This is a genomic window from Pseudohongiella sp. (assembly GCF_011050365.1).
In the GTDB taxonomy this organism is placed as follows: Bacteria; Pseudomonadota; Gammaproteobacteria; order Pseudomonadales; family Pseudohongiellaceae; genus Pseudohongiella.
The window spans coordinates 335,284-350,254 of sequence record NZ_DRFV01000008.1 but is presented as its reverse complement, the minus strand read 5'-3'; the positions used below and the strand labels follow the sequence as shown (position 1 = coordinate 350,254).

Sequence of the window (14,971 nt, the reverse complement as noted above, 5' to 3'; positions counted from 1 at the left end):
TCTGTTTTTAATGCTATTCCGCGTTACTGACCCGGGTGGTAGGTACGAACTGCCCGGGCCTCAACGTCTTCTCGGTAATACGCCACGTCTTTGAATTCGCGATCCACGTAGCGCTGCGCCTGATCATCAAAATGCGGCGATGCCGGATCCGAGCTCTGACCACCGGCCAGCAGACTCTTGGCCCGCACCCGGTCGCCAAACTCCACCACCGCTATAAAACTATTGCCAGACGAGCCATAAATACGATTGGTGCCCGGATAGGCACGCGCGCCAAATGATGCCAGTGCACCCCAACGCGAAGATGCCATGCCAACGGGTAAACTGGGCGCGTTGTCACTGTACGGATGATCGATATCACCGGTGATACGCTGATAGCGGTTAATCTCACCCCAGGGTGTGTTCCAGGTGCCGAAGGCCTCGGTAAGTTGCAACAGGGTAGCGCTAAACACCGACAATCTGTCCACCATGTCACTGTCCGTGCCCAGCCAGTTGATCTGCTCCATCTGGCTTAGTCCGGCCGGTGTATCAATCTCGCGCGCGGCATTCATACCGTAAAAATGCGCCAGCGTCATGCCTACCGAGTCTGTGCTGACCCGATAATCCCAGCTGCGCAAGGCCTCGATAGGCTGTTCCAGATCAGGCCAGTCGGGCTCCAGTTCTTCCCAGGCACTGATCAGCCCCGGCACCAGTTGTTCAAAGCCATTGATGTAGGGGTCGTACGCCAGCGCTATCAGTGAATCAATGGTCATATCCGAGGCCCCCTGCAACAGGCGTACTGCCTGCAGCCCGCGGAAATTTTCGGCCTCCGGCGCCATATAGGCAGGGTAGTCCTGGGCGCGGGGACTGTTTACACCCGCCATGGTGAACGGCGTCGCGTTGGTGTTCTGCAGCCAGCCATTGGGTGGATTCACCATCATGACGGTTTCTTCCACCGCATGCACACCCTGCCAGTCAGTCGCCGGGTTGCTGCCATCAACCGGCTGCGAATAGTCAAACTGCGTATCCCGGCGAGGCATAAAGTTGCCATGAAAGTAGGCAATATTGCCTTCGGCATCGGCAAAAACGGTGTTGTTGGATGAGTTGGTACGGATATCCATCATCTCCATGAACCCGTCAAGGTTATCGGTCTTCATGCGCAGGTAGGACTGACGCAGGGCGTCGACCGAATTCCAGTTGATGCGGGTGACCACCCAACTGCCGTCCTGCATGTGTGTTATCGGACCCTGATGCGTCATGTAACGCTTAAAGCTGCGTTGCTGCATGACACCGTCATCATCCATGAAACTGAGTGTGATATCCGATACCTCCAAGGGGCGCAGCTCGTCGCCGTAGCGATAGAACAACTCATCGTCCTGTTGCACCACATCCTGGACAAACTCATCCATAAAGTCGGCACCTGTCGAGGTGTGCATCCAGCCGGTGGTTTCGTTGAAACCCTGATAGATAAAAAACTGTCCCCAGGTGGCAGCACCGTAGGCATTCAAACCTTCGTTGCTGACGACATGGTATTCTCCGCGAAAGAAGAAACTGGTATGCGGGTTGATCAACAACATCGCGTCACCCGACGCGGTCCGCGACCCGTCCAGGGCAAAACCGTTGGAACCAACAGGTTCATCATGAATGCTGTCGGCAAGAGTGGCCGGTGTCAGATGTGCCACCGCTGTCGGCTCCGGCCCTGAATAGAACGCTTCAATACCGTGCAGGGGAATCTGCTCTATATCACCACCGATGGAACCCTCGAAGAAATAGAAGGGCATCCATGGCTCAAACCGGGTCAGCAGTGTTGGCTGCACTTCCGGGTGCGTGGCCAGATAGTAGTTCAGACCATCGGCAAAGGCATCACTCAGCTCTTGCAACCAGTCCGGTGCCGACGCGTAGGCATCGCGCGCTTCCGCCTCACTCATATAGAGCCGGGCCCGCAGATCACTGTACAGCGCCGGTTCACCTTCAACCTCTGCCAATCGGCCGATCGCCCAGATATAGTTTCGTTCTATCCGCGGGAAATCGTCCTCTGCCTGCGCAAACAGGAATCCAAACGCCGCATCGGCATCGGTTTCGGCGTAGATGTGCGCGACACCAAAGTCGTCTCGCATGATGGTAACGCGCTCAGCAATAGCTTGCAGACGCTGTAGCTCCGAACCGGTATCAGCAGGGTCCGGCGCTGAGCATGCGGGCAACAGGATAAGCAATGCCAATAACAACAGGCCTTGGCGGATGGCGTGCGAATGTGCGGTCAGACGGGACATGGCAGAACTCCGTTATTCCTGTTTTGCAACAGACTCAGAAATGGTAGATGAAAATTTTTCCGTGGCCACATAACTGGCAAAACCCAGTGCGATAATGATGCCAGCGATCGCTGCCTCCTGCGGCCGATTAAACGCGATGAAACTCAAGGTCCAGATCATGATGGCACTGTATAGCAGAGGCGGCAAAGGGAACAGCCAGGTCCGGTAGCTACCGGCTTGCCTGTCGGCTCCTTTGCGGAAACGCAGTACAAATATGCCCAGCACGGTGGCCAGTGAACTGAGGCCCAGAATGAATCCCGAGAACACCAGCACTGACTCGAATGTTGAGGTCACAATAAACAGTATGGTCAATCCGCCCTGGGTATACACGGCGGCTCTCGGCACTCCGCTTTTATTACGCATGGCCAGCAACCGGAACAAACGAAAATCTTCGCCCATCACCTGCAGCACACGCGGCCCCGCCATCAGCATGGCACTGACCGTTGAAATCAACAACAGTGACAATACACCCCCCATCACCAGCGCACCCGTGCTGCCAAACGTGGCCTGGGCAACCACCACGCCGATTTCCAGTCTGCCCTCCAGCTCCGTCATCGGCACGGCATAGAGAAAGGCTGCATTCAGTGCCAAATACAACAGAATAACAATGGCGGTCCCCCCGATCAGGACCATCGGTACTGTCCGTGCCGGATTGTCAACCTCCCCGGTGATGTAGGTCGCCGAATTCCAGCCGGTATACGCATAATTGACGTAAATAAGGGACACCGCAAAAGCACTGCTCAACAGCAATGTGCCGTCGCCATCTGTCGGCAACAGATTGACCTGTTGTGGCGCCTCGACTGTGGTCGCGATCAATCCGACAAACCCGACTATCAATAACACTTTGAGCACGGTAAACCAGTTCTGCAGGCCGCCACTGGCTTTGTGACTGCGTCCATGCACAAAGGTCACCACCGCGACCAGCACCAATGCAGCCATCATTCGGTTGATGGGTACCAGGTGGCTGACCGACGAATCCAGGTAAGCGGCGAAGGTCATCGCGGCCAGCGCTGTTGGTGCCGCAAACCCGACGGTCAGCGACACCCAGCCGGACACGAAACCGATAGACGGATGATATAGCTGACTGAGGAAATTATACTCGCCGCCCGAACGCGGCAGGCGGCTGGCCAACTCGGCATAAGTCAACGCGCCACACAGAGCCGCCACGCCACCCACCAGCCACAGCATCAGCAGGACAAAAGTCGATTTGATATCAATGATCTGATAGCCCAGACTGGTGAACACACCAGTGCCCACCATGTTGGCGACAACCACGGCGATGGCCGTTGCCGGTGTATATCGGGCGGACGTTTGTGTACGGGGATCAACCGCCCCAGTGGCATGCGCTTGTGTATCGGTCAATATGGGGACCTCGCTGACAGACTCTGGCTAAACTCCGGGCAAAACCCGAAACAAAGCCTCATAATATGACCGAAGCCAGCTCAGGGAAAGCTGAAATTGCAGGTGACTGCTCGGTGACAGATGAAGGATTGATTGCATGATTGAACGCATACAGACATCGTTGGCCAATTTTGTGGTATCAGACTCCATATTGAGTCTGTTGATCAGCACCGGGCTGCTTATATTGAGCTTATTGGTCATCCGGTCCCTGATCTCCCGCTTTATTAAACGCCAGGTCGATTCGCTGGAACTGCGCCGACGTTGGCTGGTGCAATCACGCAATGGCCTGATACTGCTGCTAATGCTCGGCCTGGTGCTGATCTGGGGCGAAGAACTGCGCACGCTGGCATTGTCGATTGTAGCCATTGCGGTTGCCTTCGTAGTGGCCACCAAGGAACTGATCATGTGCATCACCGGCTCCATACTGAAGGCTGGCGCAGGCTCTTTCAGTATCGGTGACCGCATCCAGATCAAGGATTTTCGCGGCGATGTTATTGACCAGAATCTGTTGGCAACAACCATTCTGGAAGTTGGCCCGGGCAAACTGACGCATCAACGCACCGGACGCATGGCAGTCATTCCAAATGCGCTGTTTGTCTCCGAGCCGGTGATCAATGAAAGCTTCACCCATGATTATGTGCTGCACGTCTTTACCGTGCCGTTCAAACGTGACGACGACTGGCGCGGCGCACAACAGGCCATCGTGGAGTCGGCACGAAAACAGTGCGCCCCCTACCTTGAAGAGGTCCGCCGCTACATGAACCGCCTCAGTGTTTCACGGGGCCTGGAGACTCCGTCGGTGGACCCACGGGTCACTCTGCAGGTGCCCGTGGCGGGCGAAATTCATCTGATTGTGAGGGTCCCCGCAAAATCCGGTCAACGGGGCTTCATTGAGCAGGCCATCATGGCCGAGGTGTTTCACAATAACGACTACCTGCCAGAGTCGCGACCTGTTGGCACCGCGAATGCGCCCGTTGCCGGCGATTCCCGCCCGACCTCATGACCGTGGCGGCGCCTTGGCAGTCGTTTCGGCGGCCGCCTCGCCTACCAGTATGGACAAGGCACCGTCGCAGGTGACATTGCAGGCGGTGCCAAAACTGTCCTGTGCCATATACAGCGCGATCATCAATGCCACCGCCGTTTCGCTGAAACCCAGCATGGAACCCAGCAGTCCGACGGCGGCCATCACTGCCCCCCCCGGAACGCCGGGCGCGGCCAGCATGACAATGCCCAGCATCAGGATAAAGGGCACGATGATGGTCAGTGACGGAATATCCAGACCGTTGTAGATCGACATCACAGCCACAGCACAACTGACAATGGTGATGGTCGAGCCTGACAGGTGAACGGTAGCAAACAGTGGCACCGTGAAGTCCGCGACATTTGGCGTCACGCCATTGTTTTTGCTGGCCTGCAGGGACACCGGAATAGTGGCCGCACTGGACATGGTGCCCAGCGCGGTAAAATACGCCGGCAACATATTACGAATCAGGCCAAAAGGTGATTTACCCGCCTTGATACCCGCCAGCGTGAACAGCACCATGATCCAGGCCCAGTGCAGTACCAGCGCCATAATCAGCACCACACCAAAGGTGCGCAGGGTACCAAAGACCGTGCCCGCAGCAGCAAGCTCGGCAAACACGCCGGCAATATAAAGAGGCAGCAACGGGATTATGATTTTCACCAGCAAGCGCTGAATGATGTCGCGGCCCTGATCGGACAGATCTTTCAGCTGTGTGGCGCCGGTGGCAGCGATGCCTACCCCGAAAATAAAAGCCAGCGCCAGCGCCGTCATCACACTGAATACCGGCGGTATGGTCAGTTCCACAAACGGGGCCAGGGTCACCTGCCCGGTCGCAGGCGCTGCGGACCCGGCTGACGTCAGCATCGGCACCAGTATCGAGGCAACCACAAAGGCGACTGTGCCTGCCACCAGCGTGGACAGGTATGCCATGCCCAGTGACCGGCCCAACAACCCCCCGGCATTGGTCGGCAGAGCGGCGATGCCGCTGGTGATAAAAAACAGGATCAGCAGGGGAATAGTGAAAAACAGCAACTCACCGAACAGGGCCTTGAAGGTGATCAATATCTGAGTCACGCCGTAGGGGGCAAACAGTCCGATCAGGATGCCCAGCACAATGCCCGCAATCAGTTTGAATATCAGTTGCATGAGTCGCTCTCGTGGTAGTTTCTTGTCAAGGATAGATGACAGCAAAAATACACAGTCAGAGGTCAAATTACCATCATTGATGGCAAGGAAATGCCTCAGTTAATCGCACTATCCTGCATGACAGGTGCTGTACCTTGTGCCAAATTGACTCATTTCAGACGCTACCGCATAATCAGTACATCCCCGCGGCCCCGTCACCGGGGCCTGCCCATCTATAACAACAACGCCGAGGTTACACACCCATGAAACTGATTCTACAGACCACTGCCGCCGCGACCCTGCTTCTGGCCGGTGCAATGGCGGCCATGGCCGATGACAGCTCGATTCACAAGATAGATCCTTCCGCTTTCGGTATCGATCAAACTGAAATAGCCTCCATCCGCTCGCAGATGCAGGCAGCCGTTGACGGCAACCACATTGCCGGCGCCCTGCTTCTGGTTGGCAACAATGACGGCGTCGGGCTGCTGGAAACTGCCGGCACCCAGGGCCCGGACGACGCCACACCGGTAGACGAACAGACCATTTTCCGCATCTATTCCATGACCAAGCCCATTGTCAGCGTCGCTGCCATGTCGATGGTGGAGGACGGTCTGCTCAGCATCGATGATCCGGTTGGCAAATACATTCCTGCTTTCAATTCGCTGGAAATCATTGATCAGGAAACCGGTGACACCCGCCCGGCGCAAAATGTGATGACGGTTGCACACCTGCTGACGCACAAATCCGGGCTGGTGCAATCCATCTTCGCCATGGGCACCACCCTGGGCGGCCTGTATGAAGCCAATGTGCCCTCCGACGGCAGCGCTACTGCGCGCGAAGTTGCCGACAGCCTGGGCAACCTGCCGCTACTGTTCGAACCGGGCACGGCCTGGCATTACGGTCACTCCACCGATGTATTGGGGGCGGTGCTGGAAGTCGCTGCCGGCCAGACCCTGGACGTTATCCTGAACGAACGCATCTTCGAACCCCTGGGCATGGATGAAACCACTTTCTACGTGTCGGCAGACAAGGCGTCACGCCTCGCGGAACCAGTTCACGGGGCTATGGGCGACAACACCATTGTGCGCCCGATGCTGTCCGGCGGTGGCGGTCTGAACTCAACCACGGAAGACTATGTCAGATTTGCCCGGATGCTGCTCAATGGTGGCGAGTACAATGGCGCCCGCATCCTTGAGGAAGAGACATTGGCGTTGATGCAGGAAGAGCGAATCACTGACGATGTATCGCGTGAGTATTTCTTCTACGGCGATCGCGGCGGCTGGAGCCTTGGCTTTCATCTGCAACCGGTTGATGCCTCCGACCCCGAAGGACCCAGCAACTTTGGCTGGCGCGGCATTGGCGGCACCCTGTTTCTGGTTGATCCGGCCAATGAATTTTTCATGATCTACATGGAACAGAAACGCGGTGGTCCGCGTGGAGCGCCATTCGACAACAATGTGGCTCAACGGGTGGTTTACGGGGCCATTGATTGATCCAGTAAATCTGACCCTGACATACAAGAAGCCGGCTGCCTTAGCCGGCTTTTTTTTGTTCTGGTTTTTATCCTGGCTGTCTATTCTGTCTGTCTATCGTGGCTGTTTTGGCTTTTCTGGCTGCGCCTGTTTTTAATCGCCGTATTTACGAAAACCTTGGCGATTCTCACCAATCATCAATCCTGCTCACCAGCAGCAACATCCTTCCTGCGGCCTGAATGTTTCTCCAGAAAAACGTATCCATTTGTTTTTATAAGACTAATTGGAATATTTTCGTGCTGGCCCCGATTTTGCAGTACTACCGTCAATAGACAGCTATTTATCAATGACTTTAAACCCTGACGGCATAGACAACGTCCAAGCATTGATAAAGCACTGACCAGTCATCAACAAATTTTTTACTGCATCGGTACAAAAATGAAAATAAGCGATACCTCTGCTCAGGATATAACACTGAGTCCGACCAACGGTCGCAAGAAAATTCTGCTCATCACAGTGTTGGTTGCCACCGTGGTGCTGGCCTGGGTCAGTGTGCCTGCCGTGCAGCGCTGGTCCCAGGCACAACAATCGGTGGCAGGTGAGCGCCTGCGTTTTGCGCAGGTGATGCGCGGCGACTTTGTTCGTGATGTCACCGTGCAGGGACGCATCGTCGCCGCCGTCAGCCCTACCCTGTTCGCCAGTCAGAGCGGCACCATCACCTTTGCTGTTGACGCTGGCGACAGCGTGGCGGAGGGTCAGATCCTGGCCAACGTCGACAGCCCGGAAATGCAGAATCTGTTACTGCAGGAGCGCTCCCGTCTGATGTCCCTGCAGATTGAATACGACCGCCAGCGCATTGCCAATCAGCAAGAGGTACTGGAGAACACCCGTGCCCTCGACACCGCGACCCTGTCGTTAAAGGCCGCCCAACGTGAGCTGACCCGATCCGAACTGGCAATAGCCCAGGGTGCGATTTCCACGGTGGACCTGGAACGGGCACGCGACAATATGGATACCGCCCGGATAATGCACAAACATGCCGAGCTTAATACCGAACTCGACAATGAACGCTTGGCCTTTGAGCTGAAAACGCGACAGCTCGCAGTAGAACAACAGGAATTGCTGGTGGATGATCTTGGCCGGCAAGTGGCGGAACTTGCCATTGTGTCACCCGTCAGCGGCATCGTCGGCAACCTTCTTGTGGACCAGAAAACCAACGTCGCCCGCAACCAGGCAGTGCTCAGCGTGGTGGATCTTTCTGCCTTCGAAATCGAGGTACAGGTGCCGGAGAACTATGTTGGCGACCTGGCCATTGGCATGCCCTCGGAAGTCCGTGCGGGTTCGCAGTTACAGAACGCCACACTGATCGCAGTATCTCCGGAAATTGTCGACAACCAGGTGTCAGCCAGATTGCGTTTTGATGAACCAATACCCGAAGGATTACGCCAGAACCAGCGCCTGAGTACGCGCATTCTTCTCGAAGAGAAAAAGAATGTGCTCATGGTACAGCGTGGCCAATTCCTCGAAAGCGGCAGCGGCCGTCTGGCCTATCGCGTGGTTGATGATATGGCCTACCGCACCCCTATTACCATCGGTGCTACCAGCCTGGCATCCGTGGAAATACTTGATGGCTTGAACGTGGGCGACACCATCATCGTTTCCGGTACTGATGCCTTTAACGAAGCCGACACTGTATTGATCAATAACTGACATCACCGCCCGGCGCGGCGTTAGTCAACACAAGGAGAGCCTGAATGCTAAAAATGACTCATATCCGTAAGGTATTCCGTACCGACCTGGTTGAAACGCATGCGTTGCGCGATATTTCGCTGAACGTTGCCGAGGGTGAATTCATTACCATCACCGGGCCATCTGGTTGCGGCAAGACAACCTTTCTCAATATCGCGGGCCTGCTGGAAACCTGGACCGATGGCCAGTACCTGCTGGACGGCCAGGATGTCGCGGCATTGAGTGACTTCCAGCGTGCCAAACTGCGCAACCAGAAAATTGGCTTTATTTTTCAGAGTTTCAATCTGATGCCCGACCTTAATCTGTTTGATAATGTCGATGTGCCTTTGCGTTACCGCGGCATGAAAGGGGCCGAACGCAAGGATCGCATTGAGCGCGCGCTGGATTCGGTTGGCCTGCTATCACGCAAGAAACATCTGCCTTCTCAGCTTTCAGGCGGTCAGCAGCAACGTGTTGCCATTGCCCGTGCGCTGGTAGGGGAACCACGATTTCTGCTAGCGGACGAACCCACCGGCAACCTGGACTCGAACACCGCTGAAGGCGTCATGGAGCTGTTGCAAAGCATAAACGACGCCGGCACCACCATCATTATGGTGACACATGACCCGTCATTGGCCAGCCGCAGTGCACGCAACATTCATTTCCTGGATGGACGCATTGCTGAATCCGACCACATAGCCGTCGCCGGCCAACTCGAAGCTGTCAGCTGACAGGGAGATATCACATGTTCATCTACTATATCCGCCTGGCACTGCTTAGTTACCGGCGCAACCCGGTACTCAGTTCGCTGATGGTGCTGGCAGTGGCGATCGGCGTGGGCGCCTACATGGTTATCTTTACCCTCAACTACTTCATGGGCGGCGACCCGATTCCACACAAAAGTGCGCAGCTGTTTCATGTTCAACTAGACTATGGCGATCCTGCGGTCGCCGATTTTGAACCACCGCCACAACTGACCTACATCGATGCCATAGCGTTGCTGGACCTTAGCAGTGAACACCCGAGAACTGCGAATTCAAAATTTGTCGGTGTTGTGGAGCCGCAGAACCGGGATATCCGCCCATTTTCGGTCAGTGGGCGCGGCAACTTCAGCGACTTCTTTACCATGTTTGATATTCCGTTTCAGTATGGCAGCGGCTGGGACCGCGAGGCTGACGAGAACCGGCAGCAGGTCATCGTGCTGTCGAGTGAGCTTAACGATCAATTATTTGGCGGCAGCAATTCGGTGGGGGAGACGGTACATCTTCACGGTTACAATTTTACCGTTGTCGGTGTACTGGACAGATGGTCACCCATGCCAAAATTTTACGATGTCAATAATGGACCTTTCGATCCGATTGAAGAGGCCTATATCCCATGGCACCTGATCGTTGCGCTACGCATGGACAGGAGCGGCAACACGAATTGCTGGGCAGCCCCCGAGGGTGATGGTTTTCAGGCGTTCCTGAATGCCGAATGCGCCTGGATACAGTTCTGGGTTGAACTGCAGGACAGTGCGGCACGCGATGATTACCTGAACCTGGTAGACAATTATGCCGCCGAACAAAAGTCATTTGGCCGCTTACAGCAACCGGTGGACAAGCGCCTGTTTGATGTCAATGAATGGATGGTTGAACAGGAAGTAGTGCCAGACGAAACCCGCATCCTGTCGGCTCTGGCAGCCATGCTGCTGGCTGTTTGCCTGCTCAATACCGTCGGGCTGCTATTGTCCAAATTTCTGGGCAAGGCGCCGGAAATTGGTGTGCGTCAGGCGCTGGGAGCACACAAAGGTTCGCTGTTCATACAGCATGTGATCGAAGCCGGATTCATTGGTGCACTGGGCGGTGTGCTTGGTCTGGGCGTGGCAGCGCTCGGCATGGAAGGTGTCAAGATACTCATGGGAGACCTGATCGTATCCGACTGGATGCAGCTGAACCTGACCGTGATGCTCGTCACCATTGCACTGGCCATTGTCTGTACGGTGATAGCGGGCCTTTACCCTATCTGGCGTGCCTGCAATATCAACCCGGCCATTCACCTTAAACTTCAGTAGGAGAACCGTATGGAATTCGGGCCCATTCTGCGCGCACTGCTGCGCAACAAACTCGGTGTCGTGCTGATCGCACTACAAATCGCATTCACCATGACCGTGATCGTGAATGCGGTCTATATCATCAATCAGCGGGGCGAATTGATGCAGCGCCCCAGCGGCGTGGATGAAGACAATCTGTTTCACATTCGCAGCATCGGCTTTGGTGAGAATTTTAATGAAGAGTTAGCCATAACCGATGACCTCGACCGACTCCGGCAAACACCGGGTGTGGTTGACGCGACCGTGATCAATGCCATCCCGGTCAGCAACAGCGGGTCGTCAACCGGTTTTAGTCTGGAGCCAGGTGACCGTGGCTCCATGGTACCCTCAGCCATCTATTACGCGGGACACCGAAGTCTGAACACGATGGGACTGGAGTTGATCGCGGGTGTCGACTTTGCAGAGTCGGATGTCTTGATACGCCCTGCTTCCAGCAATACCAACGCCGGTTCCGTCATCATTACCCGGGCGCTGGCAGAAAGGCTGTTCTCGGCTGATGCGCAGAGTGCCGTTGGGCAGTCCATCTTTACCCCATCGGGGCAGGCTATTCGTGTCATCGGCGTCGTACGCCAGCTGCAGGGACCCTGGCCGCTGTGGCCTGAAATCGAAAATTCCGCGATCTTCCCGGAAATCGTCATAGATGGCTCGTCAATGTATCTGATTCGAACCGAAGCTGGCGAACAGGATCGTCTGATGCCTGCGGTTGAAGAGATGCTGGCAGCCAGCAATGATCAACGCATCCTGCGTCAACTACGCACAATGGCGGACACCCGGGAAGAGAGTTATCGTATCGACAGTGTGATGACACGTATTCTTTATGTGGTGATCGCGACACTGATATTCATCACGGCCATGGGCATCGTGGGGCTTGCCGTGTTCAGCATCAACCGTCGCAGAAAACAGATTGGTACCCGCCGGGCTCTAGGCGCAACCCAGGGTGCAATTTTGCGTTATTTTCTGCTGGAGAACGTGATGATTTCCGGCATTGGCGTATTGGCTGGCGCGGCCCTGAGTATTGCTTTCAATATCTTCCTGGTACAGACGTTTAATATGCCCAGGATCGACTGGTTCTACATACCCGCCGGTATGCTGGTTCTGTTGCTGGTTGGCCAGCTAGCGGTGGTCGGACCGTCCCGGGCAGCAGCGCGCATTGCGCCCGCACTGGCCACGCGCTCGGTGTAAGGGGTTGCCAACGGCAGGGCCGGCGAGGCATCTTCATGCCGGGCTCAGTGCTGACCGAGACCCGTGACACGGATATTCTCGCGGTGAAATGACATCGCTGACGTTGTGCTGCTGCGCCGATAGGCATCGGGCAGCAGCAGTCAGATCGGCATGGCTTATTTCTGCTCGTAGTGTCCCATCAACATACCAGTCGCCAGGATATGACCGTCGATAGCTTCCAGCAGCTGAGTCTTGTTCAGGCCTGCAGGCAGCTCAAGCGCTGCATCAAGGGCATATATCCGGAAATGGTAGGCGTGCAATTTGCCGTCAGCCGGTGGCCGTGGACCAAAGTAGCCGGTCATCCTCGCGCCGTTAACACCGTTGATCATGCCGTCCAGCCCGGCAACACCAGTCACCTCTGCGTCTTTGCTCAGGCCTTCCGGCAACTCTGACGCCGCTGCCGGGATATTGTAGGCCACCCAGTGTACAAAGGGCTGCGGCGTTGGCGCGATCGGATCGTCCATGACCAGTGCCAGTTGTTCAGTGCCAGCCGGCAGATTGCTCCAGCTGATTTGCGGTACGGTGTTGTCGCCGTAAGCCGAGTACGCCAGCGGGACCGTGCCGTGGTGGTCAAAAGCTGTGCTGCTGACGGTGATGGTATCTTCCATCTCGGCCGCGGACAGCAGTGCCGGCAGTACCATGAAACTGAGCGCAATAGCGCCGATCGTGTGTTTTAAAGTTTGCATTAATGGAACTCCAGAGTGATTTAAACGATTCTGACTTCAGCTGCCAGAGTAAAGCAGGTCTTGCTGTAACTCAATGCAGACCACAGCGCTTTGCGACGACGCTATTGTCTGGCTCGGTGTAGCGTGCCAGACTGCAGATCCCGCAACCGCCTGCAGCGCCAGAGATATGGAAAAATCATCCCCCGACAAAGCCGGTATCAGCAGTCTGCTTCAGGCCGCGCGCTTTGTTCTGCCCTACAAAAAACAGATCCTGCTGGCGTCCGTCGCGCTGCTGTTCACTGCAGGCCTGACCCTGGGTCTGGTGCAATATGTGCGCATCATCGTGGACTCCGGTTTTGTCGCCGGTTCCACGCAGTCGTTGAGCGGCGCCATCCTGGGTTTTCTGGCCGTCGCCATCCTGCAGGCATTGGGCACATTTGCCCGTTTTTACTGGGTGTCATGGCTGGGTGAGCGGGTCACCGCCGATATTCGCAAGGCCGTTTTTGATCATTTGCTGACCATGCACCCGGCCTATTTTGAAGACAATGTCAGTGGCGAAATCCAGTCACGCATCACCACCGATACCACCTTGCTGCAAACGGTTATCGGTTCATCAGCGTCCATTGCTCTGCGCAATACCCTGCTGCTGATCGGTGGTGTCATCTTCCTGTTTATTACCAACCCGCGGCTGACCAGCGTGGTCTTGCTGTGCATACCGCTGATCATTGGCCCGATCATCATTTTCGGCCGCAAGGTGCGTAATTTGTCACGACGCACACAGGACCAGATCGCGAATGTCGGGGCTTATGTCGGCGAGAGCATTCAGCAAATAAAAACCGTGCAGGCTTACAATCATCAGCGCGAAGATCAGCGCCTGTTCGCCGGCCATGTCGAAAATGCTTTTAATGTAGCGCTGTCTCAAATCCGCTCACGATCATTGCTGATCGCTATCGTCATGACGCTGGTTTTTGTCGCCATGGCGGGCATGATCTGGGTCGGCGGGCAGGACGTTATCAATGGCCGCATGAGCGCAGGCGAGCTCACCGCCTTTGTTGTCTACGCCGTCATGGTGGCCTCTGCCGTCGGTGCCATCAGCCAGGTGTTTGGCGATTTGCAGCGCGCAGCCGGTGCCACCGAACGCCTGATCGAGCTATTGAACGCTGAGTCTGCTATCAGTGCGCCGGCCGCACCTGCGTCGCTGCCGGCCAGCCTGAACGGCAGCCTTCAGTTCAAGACGCTGCGCTTCTGCTACCCGACGCGACCGGACACGCCGGCGCTTGATGGCTTTGAGCTCACCATTGCAGCCGGTAGCAGCCTCGCCCTGGTCGGACCATCGGGTGCCGGCAAATCGACGCTATTTGATTTGCTGCTGCGTTTCTATGATCCGCTCAGCGGACAAATATTGCTGGACGGTGTCGATATCCGGGCGCTGGATCCAATGGAGCTGCGACGGCATTTTGCGCTGGTCAGTCAGCAGCCCACCATTTTTACCGGTACTGTGGCGGACAATATTCGTTATGGTTGCCCCGATGCCAGTGATGAAGCGGTGCGCGCCGCAGCAGATGCCGCTTTCGCCAGCGAATTCATCACCCGCCTGCCGGAAACCTGGAACAGTCAGCTAGGTGAAGCCGGCATCCGCCTGTCCGGCGGTCAGAAACAGCGCCTGGCCATTGCCCGTGCGATTCTGAAAGATCCTAAAATTCTGCTTCTTGATGAAGCCACCAGTGCTCTGGATGCCGAAAGTGAGCGTACAGTACAAGTAGCGCTGGAGAAATTGATGCAGGGGCGCACTACCCTGATTATCGCTCACCGCCTGGCGACCGTGCGCAATGTTGATCGCATTGCCGTAATGGAAGCAGGCCGGTTGATTGCCACCGGCAGTCATGACGAGCTGCTAAGCAGCAGCCCCCTGTACGCACGTCTCTCCGCCCTGCAGTTCGACACTCATATCTGAGTGC

Annotated in this window: 11 protein-coding genes; 7 read left to right on the top strand and 4 right to left on the bottom strand. The window is 56.0% G+C overall.

The window, feature by feature from the left end:
- Positions 1 to 23: 23 nt before the first annotated feature.
- Positions 24 to 2,246 (bottom strand): penicillin acylase family protein, encoded by a 2,223-nt coding sequence (locus tag ENH71_RS07460; RefSeq protein WP_294135743.1) that lies wholly within the window; start codon positions 2,244 to 2,246, stop codon positions 24 to 26.
- A gap of 12 nt (positions 2,247 to 2,258) precedes the next feature.
- Positions 2,259 to 3,647, bottom strand: a complete 1,389-nt coding sequence (locus tag ENH71_RS07455) for an APC family permease (protein WP_294135744.1) — start codon at positions 3,645 to 3,647, stop codon at positions 2,259 to 2,261.
- 136 nt (positions 3,648 to 3,783) lie between these two features.
- Between ENH71_RS07455 and ENH71_RS07450 the strand changes: the two genes are divergently transcribed.
- Positions 3,784 to 4,689 (top strand): mechanosensitive ion channel domain-containing protein, encoded by a 906-nt coding sequence (locus tag ENH71_RS07450; protein WP_294135746.1) that lies wholly within the window; start codon positions 3,784 to 3,786, stop codon positions 4,687 to 4,689.
- Here the strand turns inward: ENH71_RS07450 and ENH71_RS07445 are convergent.
- Positions 4,684 to 5,856, bottom strand: a complete 1,173-nt coding sequence (locus ENH71_RS07445) for a dicarboxylate/amino acid:cation symporter (RefSeq protein ID WP_294135747.1) — start codon at positions 5,854 to 5,856, stop codon at positions 4,684 to 4,686. The two genes, ENH71_RS07450 and ENH71_RS07445, sit on opposite strands and share 6 nt — an antisense overlap.
- A 242-nt stretch (positions 5,857 to 6,098) precedes the next feature.
- On the opposite strand from ENH71_RS07445, the gene ENH71_RS07440 reads away from it, so the two are divergent.
- From ENH71_RS07440 to ENH71_RS07420, 5 genes are all read left to right on the top strand, one after another.
- On the top strand, positions 6,099 to 7,328 hold the full coding sequence (locus ENH71_RS07440; RefSeq protein WP_294135749.1) for a serine hydrolase domain-containing protein: 1,230 nt from the start codon (positions 6,099 to 6,101) through the stop codon (positions 7,326 to 7,328).
- A gap of 417 nt (positions 7,329 to 7,745) precedes the next feature.
- Complete coding sequence (locus ENH71_RS07435; RefSeq protein ID WP_294135751.1) at positions 7,746 to 9,017, top strand: efflux RND transporter periplasmic adaptor subunit; 1,272 nt, start codon at positions 7,746 to 7,748, stop codon at positions 9,015 to 9,017.
- A 44-nt stretch (positions 9,018 to 9,061) separates the two neighbouring features.
- Entirely contained in the window at positions 9,062 to 9,766 is a 705-nt protein-coding gene (locus ENH71_RS07430) for an ABC transporter ATP-binding protein (protein ID WP_294135754.1), read from the top strand.
- 14 nt (positions 9,767 to 9,780) lie between these two features.
- On the top strand, positions 9,781 to 11,088 hold the full coding sequence (locus tag ENH71_RS07425) for an ABC transporter permease (RefSeq protein WP_294135756.1): 1,308 nt from the start codon (positions 9,781 to 9,783) through the stop codon (positions 11,086 to 11,088).
- Positions 11,089 to 11,097: 9 nt separating this feature from the next.
- Positions 11,098 to 12,309 (top strand): ABC transporter permease, encoded by a 1,212-nt coding sequence (locus tag ENH71_RS07420; protein ID WP_294135758.1) that lies wholly within the window; start codon positions 11,098 to 11,100, stop codon positions 12,307 to 12,309.
- Between the two features lie 155 nt (positions 12,310 to 12,464).
- On the opposite strand, the gene ENH71_RS07415 is transcribed toward ENH71_RS07420, so the two are convergent.
- A complete protein-coding gene (locus ENH71_RS07415; RefSeq protein WP_294135760.1) occupies positions 12,465 to 13,034 on the bottom strand; it encodes a YbhB/YbcL family Raf kinase inhibitor-like protein in 570 nt (189 codons plus the stop codon).
- Positions 13,035 to 13,200: 166 nt separating this feature from the next.
- Between ENH71_RS07415 and ENH71_RS07410 the strand changes: the two genes are divergently transcribed.
- Positions 13,201 to 14,967: an ABC transporter transmembrane domain-containing protein gene (locus ENH71_RS07410; protein ID WP_294135764.1), complete on the top strand. Its 1,767-nt coding sequence runs from the start codon at positions 13,201 to 13,203 to the stop codon at positions 14,965 to 14,967.
- Positions 14,968 to 14,971: the final 4 nt, after the last annotated feature.

Excerpts from the sequence above, each read along its gene's own strand:
- ENH71_RS07460 (WP_294135743.1), bottom strand. The coding sequence starts at position 2,246 with ATGTCCCGTCTGACCGCACATTCGCACGCCATCCGCCAAGGCCTGTTG.
- ENH71_RS07450 (WP_294135746.1), top strand. The coding sequence starts at position 3,784 with ATGATTGAACGCATACAGACATCGTTGGCCAATTTTGTGGTATCAGAC.
- ENH71_RS07445 (WP_294135747.1), bottom strand. The coding sequence starts at position 5,856 with ATGCAACTGATATTCAAACTGATTGCGGGCATTGTGCTGGGCATCCTG.
- ENH71_RS07440 (WP_294135749.1), top strand. The coding sequence starts at position 6,099 with ATGAAACTGATTCTACAGACCACTGCCGCCGCGACCCTGCTTCTGGCC.
- ENH71_RS07435 (WP_294135751.1), top strand. The coding sequence starts at position 7,746 with ATGAAAATAAGCGATACCTCTGCTCAGGATATAACACTGAGTCCGACC.
- ENH71_RS07430 (WP_294135754.1), top strand. The coding sequence starts at position 9,062 with ATGCTAAAAATGACTCATATCCGTAAGGTATTCCGTACCGACCTGGTT.
- ENH71_RS07425 (WP_294135756.1), top strand. The coding sequence starts at position 9,781 with ATGTTCATCTACTATATCCGCCTGGCACTGCTTAGTTACCGGCGCAAC.
- ENH71_RS07420 (WP_294135758.1), top strand. The coding sequence starts at position 11,098 with ATGGAATTCGGGCCCATTCTGCGCGCACTGCTGCGCAACAAACTCGGT.
- ENH71_RS07415 (WP_294135760.1), bottom strand. The coding sequence starts at position 13,034 with ATGCAAACTTTAAAACACACGATCGGCGCTATTGCGCTCAGTTTCATG.
- ENH71_RS07410 (WP_294135764.1), top strand. The coding sequence starts at position 13,201 with ATGGAAAAATCATCCCCCGACAAAGCCGGTATCAGCAGTCTGCTTCAG.